The sequence below is a fragment of the Streptomyces sp. NPDC001594 genome (assembly GCF_042893675.1).
GTDB lineage: Bacteria > Actinomycetota > Actinomycetes > Streptomycetales > Streptomycetaceae > Streptomyces.
Map to the genome: position 1 here is coordinate 119092 of NZ_JBIAVB010000005.1, position 19518 is coordinate 138609.

The 19518-nt window shown below is 75.1% G+C and carries 16 protein-coding genes and 1 pseudogene; 11 read left to right on the forward strand and 6 right to left on the reverse strand.

Features of this window, described 5'->3' with window-relative positions:
- Positions 1-18: 18 nt before the first annotated feature.
- On the reverse strand, positions 19-696 hold the full coding sequence (locus ACFY0O_RS12025) for a response regulator transcription factor (protein ID WP_388945900.1): 678 nt from the start codon (positions 694-696) through the stop codon (positions 19-21).
- Positions 697-833: 137 nt separating this feature from the next.
- On the opposite strand from ACFY0O_RS12025, the gene ACFY0O_RS12030 reads away from it, so the two are divergent.
- The 3 genes from ACFY0O_RS12030 to ACFY0O_RS12040 all read left to right on the forward strand — a co-directional run bounded on the left by ACFY0O_RS12030 (position 834) and on the right by ACFY0O_RS12040 (position 4691).
- Positions 834-1472: a hypothetical protein gene (locus tag ACFY0O_RS12030; protein ID WP_388945903.1), complete on the forward strand. Its 639-nt coding sequence runs from the start codon at positions 834-836 to the stop codon at positions 1470-1472.
- Between the two features lie 237 nt (positions 1473-1709).
- Positions 1710-3803, forward strand: a complete 2094-nt coding sequence (locus ACFY0O_RS12035) for a SpoIIE family protein phosphatase (protein WP_388945906.1) — start codon at positions 1710-1712, stop codon at positions 3801-3803.
- 9 nt (positions 3804-3812) lie between these two features.
- Positions 3813-4691 carry an FAD binding domain-containing protein gene (locus ACFY0O_RS12040; RefSeq protein ID WP_388945909.1) on the forward strand — a complete coding sequence of 293 codons (879 nt, stop codon included), beginning with the start codon at positions 3813-3815 and terminating at the stop codon, positions 4689-4691.
- On the opposite strand, the gene ACFY0O_RS12045 is transcribed toward ACFY0O_RS12040, so the two are convergent.
- Positions 4688-6391 carry an AMP-binding protein gene (locus tag ACFY0O_RS12045; RefSeq protein ID WP_388945912.1) on the reverse strand — a complete coding sequence of 568 codons (1704 nt, stop codon included), beginning with the start codon at positions 6389-6391 and terminating at the stop codon, positions 4688-4690. The genes ACFY0O_RS12040 and ACFY0O_RS12045 overlap by 4 nt on opposite strands.
- A gap of 96 nt (positions 6392-6487) precedes the next feature.
- Here ACFY0O_RS12045 and ACFY0O_RS12050 point away from each other — a divergent pair, with 96 nt between their 5' ends.
- The 4 genes from ACFY0O_RS12050 (at position 6488) to ACFY0O_RS12065 (ending at position 10348) form a co-directional block, all read left to right on the forward strand.
- Positions 6488-7114 carry an alpha-ketoglutarate-dependent dioxygenase AlkB gene (locus ACFY0O_RS12050; RefSeq protein WP_388945914.1) on the forward strand — a complete coding sequence of 209 codons (627 nt, stop codon included), beginning with the start codon at positions 6488-6490 and terminating at the stop codon, positions 7112-7114.
- Between the two features lie 4 nt (positions 7115-7118).
- Complete coding sequence (locus tag ACFY0O_RS12055) at positions 7119-8072, forward strand: tellurite resistance/C4-dicarboxylate transporter family protein (RefSeq protein ID WP_388945917.1); 954 nt, start codon at positions 7119-7121, stop codon at positions 8070-8072.
- Positions 8073-8196: 124 nt separating this feature from the next.
- Positions 8197-9414: an RNA ligase gene (locus ACFY0O_RS12060; protein WP_388945920.1), complete on the forward strand. Its 1218-nt coding sequence runs from the start codon at positions 8197-8199 to the stop codon at positions 9412-9414.
- A 4-nt stretch (positions 9415-9418) separates the two neighbouring features.
- Positions 9419-10348 (forward strand): AAA family ATPase, encoded by a 930-nt coding sequence (locus tag ACFY0O_RS12065; RefSeq protein ID WP_388945923.1) that lies wholly within the window; start codon positions 9419-9421, stop codon positions 10346-10348.
- An 83-nt stretch (positions 10349-10431) separates the two neighbouring features.
- On the opposite strand, the gene ACFY0O_RS12070 is transcribed toward ACFY0O_RS12065, so the two are convergent.
- Positions 10432-10944 carry a hypothetical protein gene (locus tag ACFY0O_RS12070; protein WP_388945926.1) on the reverse strand — a complete coding sequence of 171 codons (513 nt, stop codon included), beginning with the start codon at positions 10942-10944 and terminating at the stop codon, positions 10432-10434.
- A gap of 228 nt (positions 10945-11172) precedes the next feature.
- On the opposite strand from ACFY0O_RS12070, the gene ACFY0O_RS12075 reads away from it, so the two are divergent.
- Together ACFY0O_RS12075 and ACFY0O_RS12080 are read left to right on the forward strand one after the other, a co-directional pair.
- A complete protein-coding gene (locus ACFY0O_RS12075) occupies positions 11173-11547 on the forward strand; it encodes a YbjQ family protein (protein ID WP_388945929.1) in 375 nt (124 codons plus the stop codon).
- A 151-nt stretch (positions 11548-11698) separates the two neighbouring features.
- Positions 11699-15145, forward strand: coding sequence for an endo-alpha-N-acetylgalactosaminidase family protein (locus ACFY0O_RS12080; RefSeq protein ID WP_388945931.1), 3447 nt, complete (start codon positions 11699-11701; stop codon positions 15143-15145).
- Between the two features lie 23 nt (positions 15146-15168).
- On the opposite strand, the gene ACFY0O_RS12085 is transcribed toward ACFY0O_RS12080, so the two are convergent.
- A complete protein-coding gene (locus tag ACFY0O_RS12085; RefSeq protein ID WP_388945933.1) occupies positions 15169-15768 on the reverse strand; it encodes a short chain dehydrogenase in 600 nt (199 codons plus the stop codon).
- A gap of 113 nt (positions 15769-15881) precedes the next feature.
- Between ACFY0O_RS12085 and ACFY0O_RS12090 the strand changes: the two genes are divergently transcribed.
- Both ACFY0O_RS12090 and ACFY0O_RS12095 read left to right on the forward strand, forming a co-directional pair.
- Positions 15882-16748, forward strand: a complete 867-nt coding sequence (locus ACFY0O_RS12090) for a LysR family transcriptional regulator (RefSeq protein ID WP_388945936.1) — start codon at positions 15882-15884, stop codon at positions 16746-16748.
- A 100-nt stretch (positions 16749-16848) separates the two neighbouring features.
- Positions 16849-17484, forward strand: a complete 636-nt coding sequence (locus tag ACFY0O_RS12095) for a class I SAM-dependent methyltransferase (protein ID WP_388945939.1) — start codon at positions 16849-16851, stop codon at positions 17482-17484.
- Here ACFY0O_RS12095 and ACFY0O_RS12100 read toward each other — a convergent pair.
- A pseudogene (locus ACFY0O_RS12100) lies at positions 17479-18288 on the reverse strand (helix-turn-helix domain-containing protein); the annotation flags it as partial. The gene ACFY0O_RS12095 and the pseudogene ACFY0O_RS12100 sit on opposite strands and share 6 nt — an antisense overlap.
- Positions 18289-18534: 246 nt before the next feature.
- Positions 18535-19491 carry a DMT family transporter gene (locus ACFY0O_RS12105; RefSeq protein WP_388945942.1) on the reverse strand — a complete coding sequence of 319 codons (957 nt, stop codon included), beginning with the start codon at positions 19489-19491 and terminating at the stop codon, positions 18535-18537.
- Between the last annotated feature and the right edge of the window lie 27 nt (positions 19492-19518).

Consider the following 19518-nt stretch of genomic DNA (forward strand, 5'->3'; position numbering starts at 1 on the left):
GCGCGCCCCGCCGGGAGCTCAGCCACCGTCGGCCGCCAGCCGGTACCCGACGCCCCGCACGGTCTCCAGGGCGGACCGGCCGAAGGGGGCGTCGATCTTCCGGCGTACCGCGCTGACGTGCACCTCGACCACGTTCGGATCGCCGTCGAAGGCGCTGTCCCACACCTGTTCGAGGATCTCCCGCTTGGGCACCACCTCGCCGGGGCGCCGGGCCAGGTACTCCAGCACCGCGAACTCCCTGGCCGTCAGCCGTATCTCCGTCTCGCCCCGCGAGCACAGGTGGCGGGCCGGGTCCAGCAGGAGGTCGCCGAGGAGGAGGGTCTGCGGGCCGCGCCGGCCGGTGCGGCGGCCCAGGGCGCGCAGCCGGGCGACCAGGACCAGGTAGGAGAACGGCTTGGAGAGGAAGTCGTCGGCGCCGGTGTCGAGGGCCTCCGCCTCGTCGTACTCGCCGTCCTTGGCGGTGAGCATCAGGATGCCGGCCTCGTTGCCGGCCGCGCGCAGCCGGGCGCACACCCGGTAGCCGTTGAGGCCGGGCAGCATGATGTCGAGCACGATCAGGTCGTAGTCGTGCTCGCAGGCCATCCACAGCCCCTGCGGGCCGTCGTGGGCCACGTCCACCGAGAAGCCCTCGGACCGCAGGCCCCGCTGCAGGGCCGCGGCCAGCCGCCTCTCGTCCTCCACCACCAGTACGCGCATGCCGACCAGGGTCTCAGGCCCGGCGGGCGGATTGCTGAAGAGGTCTTCAGCGGGCTTCAGGTGGGCTTCAGCATCACCTCGGCAGGCTCTGCGACGAGCCGGGTGCGGTGCCCGGCGGTCTTCCGAGGAGTCCCGCCATGTCAGAGTCCTTCCCGCAGCCCGAGCAGCACCCCGAGTCGCAGCCCGAGCCGCAGCCCGAGGCCGGGGCCGGTGAGGGCACGGCCGGGCGCAAGGGCCGCCTGGCCCGGGTGTCCCGCGTGGTGCCCCGTGGCGCGGGCGCGCGCTGGGCGGTGGCCGGGGCGGCCGCCGCGGTGATCGTGGGTGGCGGGGCCGCGGCCGTGGCGGTCGCGGGCCACCACCACGGCCACGGCGGGCCGATGGCGAAGGACGGCCGCCCGGGCTGGTCCGTGCCCGACCACGAGGGCGGTCACGGCGGCGGCCACGGCGGTCACGGCGGTCGCGGCGCCCAGGGCGAGCGTCCCCACCCGAAGAACCCGAAGGTGCGCGACGGCGCCGCCGGCGTGGACGGGGAGTTCGGGAAGAAGGGCGCGGCGGCCCCCGCCCCGCTGCCCGCCCTGCCGATCGACCAGGCCGCGCAGAAGGCCGCGGCGGCCGTACCCGGTGGCAAGGTGGAGGCCCTGCGCGCCGTCCCGCAGCAGGGCGGCGGCAGCTCCTGGCGTGCCGTGGTCCTCGGCCCGGACGGCGTCCGCCACGCGGTGACCCTCTCCGGCACCGACGGCACCCCCACCGCGAACACCCCCCTCACCAAGGGCTGACCGGGCCCGCCCAGGCCCGCCCCGCCCACGCTGCCGTGGTTCCGGCCGCCGCGGCCCGGGGCGCCGTGGGGCCGGGCACGGCCGGGCCCCCGTCCGCCCCGCCCCCCAGGACCGCGCGACGTATCGGTGTCCGCGCGCCCCGGGGGCCGGTGGGGCCGGGGGCGCGCAGAATGAAGGAGGTCCTCCGCCGCGCCGGCGGTCGGCCACTCGGCGTGCCCCGGGCAGAGGAGGCCACTCGTGCCGTCGGACCAGCCGGGGGGCGCGCGGGCACCCGGGCCGATCCGGTCCGAGCCGGGGTCGCTGCTGGAGCACGTGGCCGTCGCCGTCCTCGGCCTGGACGCGGCCGGACGGGTCCGCTACTGGGGCCCGGGCGCGCAGGACCTCTTCGGGTACGAGGCCGCGGCCGCGCTGGCCCGGCCCGCCGCCGCCCTTTTCCCCGTGCCGCCCGAGGGGCCCGGCCCCGCCGAGCGGCTGGTCGAGCGGGCCCTGGCCCTGGGCTACTGGCGGGTCCGGCTGCCCGTCCTGCACCGGGACGGCACCGTCGTGGACTGCGGGTTCCGCGTCTTCCCCGTCACCGGCTCCGACGGCCCCGAGGGCACGGTGGTCATGGCCCTGGCCAGCAGGAGCGAGGAACTCGACCGGGTCAAGACCAACCTCGCCTTCCTCGACGCCCTCTTCGAGACCTGCCCCATCGGCCTGGTGATGCTCGACGAGGAGCTGCGCTACGTCCACCTCAACCAGGCCCTGGCCGACATGGACGGCATCCCCGTCGCCGACCACCTCGGCCGCGACACCGCCGAGATCATGATCACCGCCGACGGCGGCGAGTTCCGGCGGATGCTGCGCGCCGTCGCCGACGAGGGCCGCCCGCTGGTCGGCGTCCTCATCGGGATGCGCACGCCCGGCCGTCCCGACGTGGACCAGGTGCGCTCCGTCAGCCTCTTCCCGCTCAGCGGCGCGGCCGGCAGCCGGCCCGGGGTCGGCGGCCTGCTGGTCGACGTCACCGACCGCGAACGGGCCCTGCTGGAGGCAACCGCCGCCCGCCGGCGCCTGGCCCTGCTGGACCGGGCCGGCGCCCGCATCGGCACCACCCTCGACCTCGGCACCACCGCCCGCGAGCTCGTCGACGTGGTCATGCCGGAGTTCTGCGACGGCTCCGTCGTCGAGCTGGTCGAATGGATGTACCCCTCCGAGGCCTTCGATCCCGCCCTGCCCCTGATCACCCGCCGGATCGCCTCCGGCACCGTGCTGCCGCCGCCCGCCGCCGAGCTGCTCGCCGCCCTGGACCGGGTGACGTACCCGCCGGGCTCCAGCATCCACCGGATGCTGAGCACCGGCCGCCCGCTGTGCGTCCGCGTCGACGAGGAGTTCGCGGCCCGGACCGTCGGCCACCGGGACCTCGCCCGCCAGCTCCTCGACAGCGGCGTGGGCTACGTCCTCATCACCCCGCTCATCGCCCGCGGCCACGTCCAGGGCATCACCGTCTTCGGCCGTTCCGCCGCCCGCCCCGCCTTCACCGACCAGGACCTCGGCCTCGCCGGCGAACTCGCCTCCCGCGCCGCCCTGTGCCTGGACAACGCCCGCCTCTACAGCCGGGTCCAGGACATCTCCCTCACCCTCCAGCGGGCCCTGCTGCCCACCGCCCCGGACGCGACCGCGCACGTGCGCGTCGCCCACCGCTACCTGCCCGCCAGCCGCGCCACCGAGGTCGGCGGCGACTGGTACGACGTGATCGCCCTGCCCGACGGCCGGGTGGCCCTGGTCGTCGGCGACGTCATGGGACACGGGGTGCCGGCCGCCGCCTCCATGGGCCGGCTGCGCATCACCGCCCGCGCCCTGGCCCGGCACAGCCCCGAGCCGGAGGGGCTGCTCGCCGAACTGGACGCGGCCGCCCAGGACGCCGGCATCGAGCTGGCCACCTGCCTCTACGCCGTCTACGACCCCCGCACCGGCTCGGCCCGCGTCGCCAACGCCGGCCACCCCCCGCCGCTGGTGCGCCACCCCGACGGCACCGTCGAAACCCTCGGGGACGTCCTCGGCGTCCCGCTCGGGGTCGGCGGCGTCTCCTTTCGCTCCACCCGGACCGAACTGCCCGACGGGGCCGTCCTGGCCCTCTACACCGACGGCCTCGTCGAGGCGCGCGGCCAGGACATCGACGCGGGCCTCGACGCCCTGCGCGCCGAACTGGCCCGGGCGTCCGGGCCCCTGGAACACGAGGCCGACCGCATCCTGGCGGCCCTGCTGCCCGACGGGGCGACCGACGACACCGTCCTCGTCCTCGCCCGGCTCCGCCGGGCCCGCGACGGGGACGCCGAGCCGTACGAGGATTGAGAGGCGGACATGGAATTCCTACGCCCCGCGGACTGGCGGGAGGCGCTGGAGGCCAAGGCGGAGCACCCGTCGGCCGTGCCCATCGCCGGCGGCACCGACGTGATGGTCGAGATCAACTTCGACCACCGCCGGCCCGAGTACCTCATGGACCTCAACCGGATCGCCCTGCTCCACGAATGGGAGACCGACGGGGACGCGGTCCGCCTGGGCGCCTCCGTCCCCTACACCCGGATCATCGAGCAGCTCCGCGGCCCCCTGCCCGGTCTCGCGCTCGCCTCGCGCACCGTGGCCTCCCCGCAGATCCGCAACCGCGGCAGCGTCGGCGGCAACCTGGGCTGCGCCTCGCCCGCCGGGGACGCCCACCCCGCGCTGCTCGCCGCCGGCGCCGAGGTCGAGGCCGAGTCCGTGCGCGGCACCCGGACGATCCCGATCGACGCGTTCTACACCGGGGTCAAACGCAACGCCCTCGCCCCCGACGAGCTGATCAAGACCGTCCGCGTCCCCGTCGCAGACGGCCCCCAGCAGTTCTCCAAGGTGGGCACCCGCAACGCGATGGTCATCGCCGTGTGCGCCTTCGGCCTCGCCCTGCACCCGCGCACCCGCTCGGTCCGCACCGGCATCGGCTCGGCCGCCCCCACCCCCGTCCGGGCCCGCGCCGCCGAGGAGTTCCTGGACGCGGTGCTGGCGGAGGAGGGCCTGTGGGACTCCCGCGCGGCCCTCGCCCCCTCGGTGGTGCAGCGGTTCGGCGACCTCGCCGCCGCCTCCTGCAACCCCATCGACGACGTCCGCGGCACCGCGCGCTACCGCCGCCACGCGGTCGGCGTCATGGCCCGCCGCCAACTCCGGTGGACCTGGGAGGAGTTCCGCACCGGTCAGGACCGGTCCTAGACCCCTTCCGGGGCCCCTTCCAGCAGTCGGGCGGCCATCGCGCGCATCTCCACCTTGCGGATCTTGCCCGTGACGGTCATGGGGAACTCGTCCACCACGTGCACGTAGCGCGGGATCTTGAAGTGGGCGAGCCGGCCGGCGCAGTACGCGCGCACCGACTCGGCGGTCAGCGGCTCGGCCCCCTCTCGCATGCGCACCCAGGCCATCAGCTCCTCCCCGTACTTGGCGTCGGGGACGCCGATGACCTGGACGTCCAGGACGTCCGGGTGGGCGTGGAGGAACTCCTCGATCTCGCGCGGGTAGAGGTTCTCGCCGCCCCGGATCACCATGTCCTTGATCCGTCCGGTGATGCTCAGGTAGCCGTCCGCGTCCATCACCGCGAGGTCGCCGGTGTGCATCCAGCCCTCCCGGTCCACGGCCTCGGCGGTCTTGTCCGGCTCCCCCCAGTAGCCGATCATCACCGAGTAGCCCCGGGTGCACAGCTCGCCGGGGGTGCCCCGGGGGACCGTCCGGCCGGTCTGCGGATCCACCACCTTGACCTCCAGGTGCGGGCCCACCCGTCCGACGGTGGAGACCCGCCGCTCGACCGAGTCGTCCGCGCGGGTCTGGGTGGACACCGGCGAGGTCTCCGTCATGCCGTAGCAGATGGACACCCCGGTCATCCCCATCCGCTCGATGACCTCGTTCATCACCTCCACCGGGCAGGGCGAGCCCGCCATGATCCCCGTCCGCAGGCTCGACAGGTCGTACCCGTCGAAGCCGGGCGCGGCCAGCTCGGCGATGAACATGGTCGGCACCCCGTACAGCGAGGTGCACGCCTCGGCCTCGACCGCCGCCAGGGTGGCCGCCGGGTCGAAGGCCGGGGCCGGGATCACCATCGCCGCGCCGTGGCTCGTGCAGGCCAGGGCGCCCATGACCATGCCGAAGCAGTGGTAGAAGGGCACCGGCACGCACACCCGGTCCGCCTCGGTGTAGCCGCACAGCTCGCCCACGAAGAAGCCGTTGTTGAGGATGTTGCGGTGGGAGAGGGTGGCGCCCTTGGGGAAGCCGGTGGTGCCCGAGGTGTACTGGATGTTGATCGGGTCGTCCGGGTGCAGGGCGGCCGCGGCGCGCGCCAGCAGCGCGGGATCGCCCCGGCGCCCCCCTTCCAGCAGCGACTCCCACTGCGGCCCGTCGAACAGGACCGTGAACTCCAGGTCGGGGCAGCGCGGCCGGACCTCCTCGACCATCCCCGCGTAGTCGGAGGTCCTGAAGCGCTCCGCCGCGACCAGCAGCCGCGTCCCGGACTGGTTCAGCACGTACTCCAGCTCGTGCGAGCGGTACGCCGGGTTGACCGTGACCAGGATGGCCCCGATCTTCGCGGTGGCGTACTGCACGAGCGTCCACTCGGCGCGGTTGGGCGCCCAGATGCCGACGCGGTCCCCCTGGACGATCCCGAGGTCCAGCAGCCCGAGGGCGAGGGCGTCCACGTCGGCGGCCAGCTCGCGGTACGTCCAGCGGCGGCCCGCCGCCACGTCCACGAGGGCGTCGCGGCCGGGGAAGCGCCGCGCCGTCCGGTCGAGGTTGTCCCCGATGGTCTCCTCCAGGAGCGGGACCTCCGTGCTCCCGGAAGCAGAACTCGACGCGACGGACACACGTACCTCCTGGGCGGATGGCCGGGATGGCGGGAGCGCCCGGCTGGTGGCCCGGCGCCCGCCCATGATCGCCTCCCCGGGCCCGTCCCGCCAGAGCCCCGCCCCGGTATTCACCCACCGGTAAATCGAGCACCCGTTCGAACAGGGGAGTAGGCTGGAACCATGCACGCACTCCAGGGCTCCCTCTTCGACCAGACCGACGAGATCCGCCTCGGCCCCCTCTCGCCGCTGGAGCGCACCGAGCTCGGGGCCGGGGCCTGGGTCGACCGGCTCCCCGGCTGGCTGACCGGAGCCGACGCCCTGTTCGAACACCTCGCCGCCGAGGTGCCCTGGCGCGCCGAGCGGCGCCGGATGTACGAACGCGAGGTGGCGGTCCCCCGGATGCTGGCCTTCTACGGGGCCGGCGAACCCCTCCCGCACCCCGTCCTCACCGAGGCCCGCGAGGCCCTCGGCGCGCACTACGCCCCCGAGCTCGGCGAACCCTTCGTCACCGCCGGGCTCTGCCTCTACCGCGACGGCCGCGACAGCGTCGCCTGGCACGGGGACCGCAACGGCCGCTCCGCCACCGAGGACACCCTCGTCGCGATCCTCTCCGTCGGCGACCCCCGCGACCTCGTCCTGCGCCCCCGCGACGGCGGCCCCACCCTGCTGCGCCTGCCGCTCGGCCACGGCGACCTCGTCGTGATGGGCGGCTCCTGCCAGCGCACCATGGAGCACGCCGTCCCCAAGACGGCACGCGCCGTCGGCCCCCGCATCAGCGTCCAGTTCCGCACCCGCGGCGTACTGTGACCCCATGCGCCGGAGCCCCCTGCGGAACCGGTGGGCCGCCCTCCCGCCCGCCGCGGGCGGGGCCGTCATGGCCGCCGGGATCCTCTCCGTCGGCCTGGACCTGACCGGCCACAGCCTGCTCTCCCTCATCGCGCTGGCCGTCTCCTGCGCCCTCTGGCTGCTCCTGGCCGCCGACTTCGCCGTCCGGCTCGCGACCGACCGCCGCCGCTTCCGCGCCGAGGCCGACACCCCGGCCGCCCTCACCGCCGTCGCCGCCACCACCGTCCTCGGCACCCGCCTCTGCCAGCTCGGCCGGCCCGACGCGGCCGCCGCCCTGCTGGTCCTGGCCGCCCTGGTGTGGCCCGGACTGCTCCTGTCCGTCGTCCGGCACTGGCGGCGCCGGATGCCCGGCGTGGTCTTCCTCGGCTGCGTCGCCACCCAGGGCCTCGCCGTCCTCGCGGCCGCCCTGGCCACCGTCCACGGCCTCGACTGGCTCGCCCGCGCCGCGCTGGCCTGCTTCTGCCTGGGCGTCCTGCTGTACGTCCTCGCCCTGCGGCACTTCGACTTCCGCGAGGTGCTCCGGGGGGCGGGCGACCACTGGGTCGCGGGCGGCTCCCTGGCCATCACCGCCCTCGCCGGGGCGAAGCTCACGGCCTCGCCCGCCGGATCCGCCGCACCGGTGCACACGGCCCTGCGCGCCGCCACCCTGACCGCGCTCGGCCTCTCCCTCCTCTGGTACGCCGTCCTGCTCACCGCAGAGCTCCGCAGCCCCCGCCCCCGCTACGACATCCGGCGCTGGTCCACCGTCTTCCCCCTCGGCATGACCGCCACCGCCTGCCTCACCACCGCCGCCGCCACCGGCCCCGCACGGCTGCGCCCGCTGGGGGAGGTGCTGCTGTGGATCGCCGTCGCGGCCTGGGCCCTCACGTCCGCCGCCTTCCTGCTCTCCCGCCGCCCGGGCCGCCGCGGACCCGTCTGACCCCGTGCCCCGCCGGCCCGCCGCCGTGTCACAGCCCCGCTACAGGCCGGTGACCAGTCGTAATTGAGTACCGGGCCGCCCTTCCCGCCGGTGAGAATGATCCGACTCGAACCGGGAGGAACCCATGAGCCAGGACCGCCTGACTCTCCATGACCTGCTGCCCGCACAGGCACTGGCGCAAGCCGTCGACGCCGGGCACGTGACCCGCAAGCGGCACCCCGAACTGCCGCTGTCCATCTACACGTACACGCGCGCCGCGCAGTACGAGCGGGTCTGGAACCAGGTCACCGTGCGCTGCCGCGGCCTCGTCGCCGACGACGCCACGGGAGCCGTCGTCGCGCTGCCGCTGCCGAAGTTCTTCAACGTCGGCGAGCACGTGTCGGGCCAGCCGTACGCCCCCGCCCTCCCCGACGAGCCGTTCGAGGTCTACGACAAGGTCGACGGCAGCCTCGCCGTCGTCTTCCACTACGCGGGCCGCTGGCACGTCGCCTCCAAGGGCTCCTTCGTCAGCACCCAGGCCACCTGGGCGCAGCGCCACCTCGACGCGTGCGACACCACGGCCCTCGTCCCCGGCACCACCTACCTCGCGGAGATCCTGTACCCGCAGAACCGGATCGTCGTCGACTACGGCGACCGCCGGGACCTCGTGCTGCTGGCCGCCTTCGAGCTGACCGGCGCCGAGGTGCCGCTGGCCGAGGCCGCCGCGCACTGGTCGGGCATCGGATCCGTGGTGAAGGTGTGGCCGGCCATGCCGCTGCCCGAACTCCTCGCGCTCACCGAGTCCAACACCCTGCCCGGCGGGGACCAGGCCACCGGCATGGACGCCGAGGGCTTCGTCCTGCGCTTCGCCTCCGGCGTCCGCGCCAAGGCCAAGCTCTCCGAGTACGTGCGCCTGCACAAGCTGCTCACCGGCGTCACCGAGCGGGACGTCTGGCGAAGCCACGGCATACAGCGCTTCGCCGGGACCGCCGCCAAGCGCCTGGCGCAGGGCCTGGGCCTGTCCCTGGCCGAACTCGGCGGCATCCGCTCCCGGGGCGGCCGACCCCTGGACGCGCTGCTGGAGCAGGTGCCCGACGAGTTCGACACCTGGGTGCGCGAGGTGATCGCGGGCCTGGAGGAGGAGTTCGAGCGCCGGGAACGGGAGATCGACGACACCTACAAGCGGTTCGAGCACCTGGCCGGCGACCGGGCCGCCTTCGCCCGGGCCGTGCGCGAGGTGCCCGACGGCGACCTGCGGGGCGCCCTGTTCATGCGACTGGACGGCCGCACCACCGAGCTCGTCACCTGGCGGGCCGTCCGGCCGGCGACGGCCGATCCCTTCACCACCGACGAGGAGAACTGACACCGTGTCCGAAGAGTCCGAACTCCCCGTGGTCCACGTCATGACGGGGTTGCCGGCCTCGGGCAAGACCACCGCGGCCCGCGCCCTCCAGGCCGAGGCCGGCGGCCGGATCCGCCGGGTCAACCTCGACGACCTGCGGGCCATGCTCGACGTGCCCGACCCCGAGCGGGGCCGCTCGTACAAGCGTGAGCAGACCGTGCTCGCCGTCCAGGACGCGGCGGTCGTGGCGGCCGTCGCCGACGGCTTCGACGTGGTCGTCGACAACACCCACCTGACCTCGCACATCCCCAAGCGGCTCAAGGCGGCGGTGGCCGGCCGGGCCACCTTCGTCGTGCACGACTTCACCGACGTGCCCGTGGAGGAGTGCCTGCGCCGGGACGCCGCGCGGGAGCGGCCGGTGGGCGAGGAGATCATCCGGATCCTGGCCGACAAGCACGCCAAGGCCCGCAAGGGCGGCTGGCGGCTGACCGCGGAATGGCTCAACGACCAGCCCCAGGTGCGGCCGTACGTCGCGGACCCGGCACTGCCGGACGCCGTGATGTGCGACATCGACGGGACGCTCGCCCTCACCGGGGACCGCGGCCCGTACGACTTCTCACGCTGCGAGATCGACCTGCTCAACGCGCCGGTACGGCACGCCCTGGACGCCTTCCGGCGCGGCGGCGACCGGATCGTGCTGCTGTCGGGGCGCGGCGAGGAGCACCGGCCGCAGACCGAGTCCTGGCTGCGGGCGCACGAAGTGCCCTACGACGAGCTGTGGATGCGCGCGGCGGGCGACACGCGCCGCGACGACGTGGTCAAGGCCGAGCTGTTCGACGCGCACGTGCGCGAGCGCTACGCGGTCCGGGTGTCGCTCGACGACCGGGACCGGGTGGTGGCCGTCTGGCGCCGCATGGGCCTGCCCACCTGGCAGGTGAACTACGGGGACTTCTGACCCCCGGAGCACGGCCCGCCGCCGCGCACGCCGGTACGGGAGCGGCGGGCGCGGCGGCGGGGAGGGGCTCAGCGGCTGCGGTGTCAGTCGCGGCACCAGCGGACGCGGTTGAGGTCCTTGACGTAGCGGGCCGAGACCCAGTCGTGCTCGTAGCCGTCGCGGTCCCTGCCGTCGCGGGCCTTCTTGCGGCCCTCGCCGTCGCCGCCGTCCCCCCAGTCGCCGCGGTCGTCGCGGTCGTCGTCACCGGGGTCGATGAGGTACCAGATGTCGTTCCCGGCGACGTTCTCGCCGCGGGTCTTGCACTCCAGGGCGAGGGTCTCGCCCGGGTACACCTTGTACTGCAGGTGCGAGTGGGTGGTCGGCCTGCTGCGCACGCTCAGCGGGCCGCGCGAGACGACCTTGCCCACGGAGTAGCGGTGCTTGCCGTAGTCGTCCTCGTCGTAGTCGTGGCCGTCCCTCCCGTCCTTGGGAGCGTGGTACCGGGCCGCGCCCTGGGCCGCCGGGCCCTGGTCCGCGACGGCGGCACCCCCGCCGACCAGGCCGAGCGCCAGGCTTCCGGCGGCCAGGGCGAGGATGGTCCTGGTGGACTTGGGCATGAGCGGCTCCTCTGGAAAGACTGCCGTCCGGCCGCGTTGCGCGCCGGGCGCGGCGGCCCGGCGGCCGCCAGGGACGACTATGACGAGGGGGGCCTGCGGGGCTCCCGGCGGCGCGCCGCTGTTTAGCCCGATATGCCCAATCCGTTCCGCTGGTGTGCGGCCGGCCGGCGTCGGGGCGCGCAGGTCCAGCGGATGCGGGCGGCCGCGCCCGGCGCCACAGTGGGGCGCATGGGTATCGAAGACTACGGAGGCGGCCCCGGCGCCCGGGAGACCGGTGTCCTGGTCGTCACGACCAACGACGTCCCCGGCTACCGGGTCGAGCAGGTCATCGGGGAGGTGTTCGGGCTCACCGTGCGCTCCCGCCACCTCGGCAGCCAGATCGGCGCCGGCCTGAAGTCCATGATCGGAGGCGAGCTCAAGGGCCTCACCAAGACCCTGGTGCAGACCCGCAACCAGGCCATGGACCGGCTCATCGAACAGGCCACGGCGCGCGGCGCCAACGCGGTGCTGATGATGCGCTTCGACGTCACGGACGCGGCCGACGTGGGCACCGAGGTGTGCGCGTACGGAACGGCCGTCGTCCTGGTCCCCGCCGGGGGCTGATCGGTAAGTCCAGGAGGCGGCGGCGCTTTGTCCATGGGCCCGGACGCCCGGGGTCCGCAAGCTGGCAGGCCAGTGAGCGGACCGCCGCGCTCCGGAGGGAGTCGTGCGGTCCCCCCGTACGTGCCAGGAAGCGCCGACTCCCGGAGGCCCGATGCGCACCCCCCTCTGGCCGGCCGCAGCCGCGGTCGCCGGTCTCCTCGCCGCCCTCTGCGCGCCCGGCCCCGCCGCGGCGGTCCCGGCCGCCGCCGCGCCCGTCACGATCGCCTCGGCCGAGCTGTCCGTCCGCGTGGACCCGGCCTTCCCCCGCGTCGTCGACTACACCCGGCGCGCCACCGGGGACGTGCTCCACGGCAACGAGGACCCCCTGAGCACCGTCCTCGTCAACGGCACCGCGTTCACCCCCGCCGTCACCTCCGTCCCCTCCGCCTCCGGCGTGGACTACACGATGGCCTTCTCCGGGGTGACCGTCCGGTCCCGGATCTCGGTGACGGGCCCGGTCGTCGAGTTCCGGGTCACCGCCGTCGAGGACACCCCCGCCCTGCGCGTGCACAGCTTCGAGATACCCGAGCACACCCTCGTCAGCGTCCGCAGCGACCAGCCCGGCGCCGCGCTGGCCACCGCGACCATGCACACCGCCACCACCGGCACCGGGGACACCTTCACCCCGGTCACCGCGTCCACCCCGGTGGACCCCGCCGCCAGGACCGTGATGTACGGGCTCCTGAACACCGGACGGCTGGCCGCCGCCATCGACTCCAACGCCCTCTACGACACCCCCTCCGGCGGCACCGCCCGCGAGAACGGGCGGATCGGCGAACGGGTGACCGACCACGGCACCTACCGCCGGGCCGGCCTGTGGAGCGGAGCCTGGCTCTACCGGGCCCAGGGCGCCGCCGACACCGACACCGAACCCCTGCCCTACGTCCGGGTCGCGATCACGGCCGACCGCAACGCCGACTCCGTGGTCGACTGGCAGGACGCCGCCGTGGCCTACCGGGACATCTGGACCCCGCCCACCGGCTGGCAGGACACCGCCCGCCGGGTCGTCCAGCGGATCCCGTTCAACTTCGCCTCCCAGGCCACCCACCCCTTCGACCGGACCCTCGACGAGACCAAGCGGGTCAGCCTCGCCACCGACGGCCTCGGCCAGTTCGTCCTGCTGAAGGGGTACGCCTCCGAGGGCCACGACTCGGCCCACATGGACTACAAGAACATCGGCGCCAAACTCGGCGGCGCCCAGGGCCTGAACGCCCTCACCACCGCCGGCCACGCCTGGAACGCGGACTTCGGCGTACACATCAACGCCACCGAGGAGTACCCCGTCTCCGCCACCTTCGACCCCGCCCACCAGAGCGGCGGCCTCGGCTGGGACTGGCTCGACCAGTCGTACTACGTCGACACCCGCAAGGACGGCCAGTCGGGGGAGCGGCTGAAGCGCCTGGCAGACCTCAAGGCCGCCGCGCCCGGCCTCGACTTCCTCTACGTCGACGTCTGGTACGGCGACGGCTACGTCTCGCGCAAGCTCCAGCGCGAAGTGGCCGGCCTCGGGCTCCAGCTCGCCACCGAGTTCCCCGACACCCTCACCGAGCAGTCCCTCTGGCACCACTGGGCGGCCGACGTCGACTACGGCGGCAGCGACCTCAAGGGCGTGAACTCCACCATCGCCCGGTTCATCGCCAACCACGCCAAGGACGACTGGATCGCCCGCCACCCCCTCCTCGGCGGCGCCGAACTCACCGCCTACGAGGGCTGGCAGGGCAAGGCGGACTACCCCGCCTTCCTGAACACCACCTTCGGCACCGACCTGCCGACCAAGTACCTCCAGCAGTCCCCGATCGTGAAGTGGACCACCGACACCGTCACCCTCGCCGACGGCACCACGGTCACCGGCGCGGGGGGCACCCGCCGCATCACCACCGCCGGCCGCACCGTCCTCGACGGCCCCGCCTACCTGCTCCCGCGCGACGGCAAGCTCTACCACTGGAACGACACCGGCGGCCCCACCACCTGGACCCTGCCCGACGGCTGGCGGACACCCACCCTCCACCGCCTCACCGACACCGGCCGGCAGCTCGTCGGCCCCCTGACCGTCGGCCCCGGCAACCGGGTCACCATCGACGCCGCCGCCCGGACGGCGTACGTGGTCACCGACGGCGCCGCCCCCGCGCAGCCCGACCCCCGCTGGGGCGAGGGCACCCCGGTCGCGGACCCCTCCTTCAACGCCGGGAACCTCGCCGCCTGGACCGTCACCGGGACCGGAGCCGCCGTCACCCGCAACGACCGCGGGCAGAGCGAGCTCACCTTCGCCCCGCAGACCGCCCCGACCGTCTCCCAGCGCCTCACCGGCCTGGCCCCCGGCACCTACGCGGCCTCCGTGTGGGTCTCCACCCCGGCCGGCCGCACCACCACCCTCGCCGTCACCCCGGCGGGCGCCGCCGACGCGGAGTCCGTGTACGCGGACTCCTCCCCGCTGACCGACGGCCTGGGCGGCAGCGAGAAGAACGGCACCACCATGCAGCGGATGAAGGTCCTCTTCGACGTACCGGCGGGACAGACCACCGCCCTCCTCGCCCTGTCCGCCGCCACCGGCCCCGGCACGGTCCGGCTGGACGACGTACGCGTGGTGCGCTCCGCCCGCACCCCGCTGGGCGGGCACACCTACGCCGAGGACTTCGAGAACGTGGACGCCGGCTGGGGCCCCTTCGCCTTCGGCGGCGCCGGCGGACAGGCCACCGACCCGCGCACGCACATCGCCCAGCGCAACGCCCCCTACACCCAGGCCGGCTGGAACGGAAAGCTCGTCGACGACGTGATCGGCGGGCAGAACTCCCTCAAATCGCACGAGGAACGCCCCGGCCTGGTCTACCGCACCCTCCCGCAGACCCTCCGGTTCACCCCGGGCCACGCGTACCGGGTCGGCTTCCGCTACGAGAACGGCTTCGCCGGGGACTACCGGTTCGTCACCGGCTCGGGCACGGCCGAGACCGCCACGGCCCTCGGCCAGGCCCGGACGGCCACCGCCTTCACCCAGACCTTCACCGCCGGCGCCGACGCCTGGATCGGCATCCGCAAGGTCAGCGCGGAGAGCTCCCACAACGAGGCCGACCTCATCCTGGACGACCTCACCGTGGACGACCTCGGCCCGGCCGGAGGCGGTGAACTCCTCGTCCCGCAGAACAAGATGAGGGTCAGCGCCGTCGACAGCCAGGAGACGGCGGGGGAGGACGGCAGCGCCGCGAACGTCCTCGACGGCAAGGCCGCCACCCTCTGGCACACCCAGTGGTACGCGGCCACCGCACCGATGCCGCACGAGATCACCCTCGACCTCGGCGCCTCCTACCGCGTCTCGGCCCTGCACGTCCTGCCCCGCCAGACGCAGAGCAACGGGCGCATCGCCGACTACCAGGTGTTCACCTCCGCCGACGGGGTCACCTGGGGCCCGGCCGCCGCCTCCGGGACCTGGCCCGACGGCACCGCCCCGCAGGACGCCGCCTTCGCCCCCCGGGCCGCCCGCTACGTCAAGCTCCGGGCCACGCGGGAGGTGAACGGGAACCCCTGGACCTCGGTGGCCGAACTCAACGTCGGCTACCGCCCCTGACGCCCCCGGGGTCCCGGTACCGCTCAGTGGATCCGGTATACCTGGCCCGTCTGCGCCCCCTCGACCGACCGGACGTAGGCCGTCGCCGCGCGGGCCGCGGGGACGGCCTCCATCCCGGCGAAGAAGGGGCCGTAGGCGGGCAGGGACTCCTCGACCACCGTCGGGCTCACCACGTTGATCCGCTGCGGCGGCAGCTCGACCGCCGCCGCGCGCACGAAGGCCTCGACCGCGCCGTTCGCCGCCGAGGCGGCCGCCCCGGCCACGATCGGCTGCTCCGTGAGGATGCCGCTGATCAGCGTGAACGAGCCGGTCGGGGCCACGTGGCGGGCGCCCTGGCGGACCAGCTCGATCTGGCTCAGCGCCTTGCCGCGCAGCGTCGCCGCGAAGTCGTCGGCGGTCAGCTCGGACAGCGGGCGGAACACCGCGTCACCGGCCGCGACCGCCACCGCGTCCAGCGGGCCCGCCTGGGCGTACAGGCGGGCCACCTGCTCCGGGTCCGTGACGTCGGCCACCAGGTCGCCGCCGGAGCGGCCCACTCCGAGCACCTCGTGCCCGCGCGCCGCGAGCGCCTTGTGCACCGCGGTGCCCAGCGTGCCGCCCGCGCCGACCAGCAGAATCCTCATCCCGACCTCCGGAGATCCCTCGTCCGGGGGAACCTCCCCCGGACACCCCCGACGTTATGGACCGCGGCGGCCGTCCGGAAATGCCGTCTGGGCAGCGACTATGCTCCCCAGGCATGGACGATGTGGAACTGCGGCACCTCAGGGCGCTGGACGCGGTCGCCGAAGCGGGCACGGTCACCGCCGCGGCGGCCCGCCTGCACATGACACAGCCCGCCCTCTCCCGGACCCTGGCCCAGCTGGAGGCCCGCGTCGGCGTCCCGCTCGTGGACCGCTCCCCGCGGCACCTGGCCCTCACCCAGGCCGGCACCACCCTGCTCGGACACGGCCGCGCCATCCTCTCCCACCTCGACGCCGCCCTCGCCGACACCCGGGCGGTCTCCCGCCCGTTGCGGCTCGGCTACACCTGCGCCGTGCTCGGGCAGCAGACCGTACCGCTGCTGCGCACCTGGCGCCGGACCCACCCGGGCACCCCGCTCGACGTGGTCCGGCGTGACAACGGCACCGCCGGCCTGGCCACCGGCGAGACCGACGTCGCCGTGCTGCGCACCCTCCCCGACGACCCCCGCCTCCGCAGTGAGGCCCTCTACACCGAGGACCGGGTGGCCGCACTGCCCGACGACCACCCGCTCGCCGGCCGGGACGCCGTCCTGCTGGCCGAGCTCACCGCCGCCCCACAACTGCCCCTGGTCGTATGGCCCGAGGCCGGCACCGCCTCACCGGAGCTGTGGCCGCCGCAGGCCCGCCCCGCCCGGACCGTGGAGGTCGGCAACGTCGACGAGTGGCTGAACCTCATCGCCACCGGCGGCGCCTTCGGCGTCGCGACGGCCGGCACCGCCGAGAGCCACGGCCACCCGGGCGTCCGCTTCCTCCCCGTCTCCGACGCCCCGCCCGCCACCGTCTACGTGTCCTACCCGCACCACCCCACGCACCCGGGGACCCCCGAGTTCCTCACGGCGGTCCGGGAGGCCGTATCCGGCTGAGCCCCGTTCGGCGTTCACGGTACGCGCGGCCCGCGCGGGGGGCATCCTGCGCCCAGAGGCCCGGAGCACCGGGGGACGACGACGAGAGGCAGGCCGCACGATGACCGGTCGCAAGACCGCCGCAGAGGTGTTCGACGCGCTCGCGGGGCGCTACGAGGAGGCGTTCGGGACCATCCCCGCCCAGCGGGAGGCCCTGGAATGGCTCACCCGCCGACTGCCCCGCGGGGCCCGCGTCCTCGACGTCGGCAGCGGCACCGGACGCCCCACCGCCGAGACGCTGGCCCGCGCGGGATACGCCGTGACCGGCATCGACGTCTCGGCGGAGATGGTCGCCCTCGCCCGTACCCGGGTCCCCGGCGCCCGCTTCGAACAGGCCGACGTCCGCAGCTACGCACCGCCCGGCCCCGGCGGCTTCGACGCGGTCTGCGCCTTCTTCCCGCTGCTGATGATGGACCGTCGGGAGATCGCCGCCTCACTGGAGCGGATGGCCTCCTGGACCGCGCCCGGCGGCTACCTCCTCGTCGCCACCGTCCCCGGCGACATCGACGCCCTCGACATCGAGTTCATGGGCCACCCGGTCACCGTCAGCAGCCTCTCCGCCGAGGAGTACCGGCACCGGATCGAGGCGGCCGGGCTGGAGGTCCTGCACCACGAGACCTCCCTCTACCACCCCTCCGGCGGGCTCGCCGACCCCGAGGAGCACCTCTTCTGCCACGCCCGACGGCCCGCGGCCTGAGACCCGCAGCGCCTGCTGGGCACGGAACCGCACCGGGGCCATGCCCACCCGGCGGCTGAACAGCCGGCTGAAGTAGGCGGGGTCCTCGTACCCGACCCGGCGGGCTATGCCCGCCACCGGCAGATCGGTCCGGGCCAACAGTTCCTTGGCCCGGCTCACCCGGATTCCGAGCAGGTACTCCTTGACCCCCTCCCCGGTGCTGCGCCGCACCGCCGCGCGCAGCTCCGGCAGCGGCATGCCCAGCCGGGCCGCGTGCCCGGCCACCGGGATCGGCAGCAGCGCGTCCCGGGCCAGCGCGTCCACCACCGCCTCACCGCGGCGGGACACCTCGGCCCGGGCGTAGCGCAGCGCCACCAGCAGCGCGTGCACCTGCGCCGCGGCCTCCACCTCCAGCAGCGGCCCGCCGCGCCGGGCGGCCCGCACGATGCCGTCGACCACGTGGCGCACCCCGGTGGTCCCGCTCAGCGGGACCACCGGCCGGTCCGGGGTGATGTAGCCGAGGTCGGTGTACGCGGCGACGGCGGCGCCCGTGAAGTCGACGAAGCACTCGTCCCAGCCGCCCTCCGGGTCGGGGGCGTAGTGGTGCTCGACCCCCGGCACCAGCCACAGCAGGGCGGGCGCGGCCACCGGGCGCGGCGGCCGCCCGCCGTGGCCGAACCAGCCGCGGCCGCGGCTGAGGACGACGGCCACGTGGTGGCCGAGGACCCGGGGCCCGACGGTCGGCAGCGCCCCCTGCTGCACGCCCACCCCCAGGCAGACCAGGCCGAGCCGGCGGTGGACCGGGGCGGGGGAGAAGTACCGCATCCAGCTGCTGTACGCGGGCTGCGGGGCCGGGGGAGTGCGCGGCGGCGTCGGCATCTGCGGATTGTGATCCACCCCGCCGCCCCCGACAAGAGCCCCCCGCGGCGGCCGCGCCGACCGGCCCCCCGCGCAGCCCCCGATCCGGCCCCTGGCCGTGGCACAGGAGCCGCCCGGTGCCCAAGTCCGGCGCCCGCCCGAGGTGGGCCCCGGCCCGGGGTTCCGGCGCCGGCCTGGGGCGTCGGCACCTCCTCAAGGCCCTTCCGGCTCCGGGGCGTTGCGCAGGCCCGCCGTCAGGCCGGTGATCACCACCGCCAGGCCCAGCCATACCGCCGGGCCCGGTACCCCGTCGCCCGTCAGCGCCCCCGCCCCGGCCGCCGCGAGCGGCGCGACCCCCGTCAGCAGGCCCGCCCGGCCGGAGCCCACGGCCGCCACCGTGCGGTACCAGAGCAGGAAGGCCACCGCGGTGACCAGGACCGCGAGGTAGCCCACCGCCGCCCACTGCGCCGCCCCCAGCTCCGTCACCGCCGACGGCGGCTCCGTGAACACCGCCAGCCCCGCCAGCATCACCGCCCCCATCCACACCGCGTGCACGGACACCCCCCACGCCCCGTGCCTGCCCAGCACCGGCACCGCGAGCAGGGTGAACCCCGCCTCGCAGGCCAGCGCCAGCGCGGCCCAGCCCACCCCGGCGGCATCCGTGCGCCCGCCCCCCTCGACCAGCACCGCCCCGGCGACCACCACCGGCGCCGCCAGCAGCACCCGGCGGCTGGGCCGACGCCCCTCCAGCAGCGGACCGACCACCCCGAGCAGCACCGGAACGGAGGCCACGGCGACCGCGATCACCGCCGGCTCGGCATGCGCGACCCCCCGGACCACGGCCACGTTGAACAGCACCAGCCCGGTCGCCGCAACCCCCGCCAGCCACAGCCACTCCCGCCCCCGGGGCCGCGGCAGCGGGACCCCGGCGGCCCGGGCCAGCAGGACGAGGATCAGCGCCGCGGCCGCGTAGCGCACCGCCTGGGCGGTGAACAGCGGGGCCTCGGCCAGCGACCGCGAGACGGTGACGCTGCCGCCGACCAGGACCATGCCGGCCACACCGGGCGCCAGATCGCGGACCGGGCCGGGGACGGAGACACGGACGCGGGCGGCCACGGGGGCCGCCGCGGCGGGGCGTGCGGGGGAGGCGGACGTGCTCATACGGCTCATACGGACCAGCCTGGCGGCACAATGGTC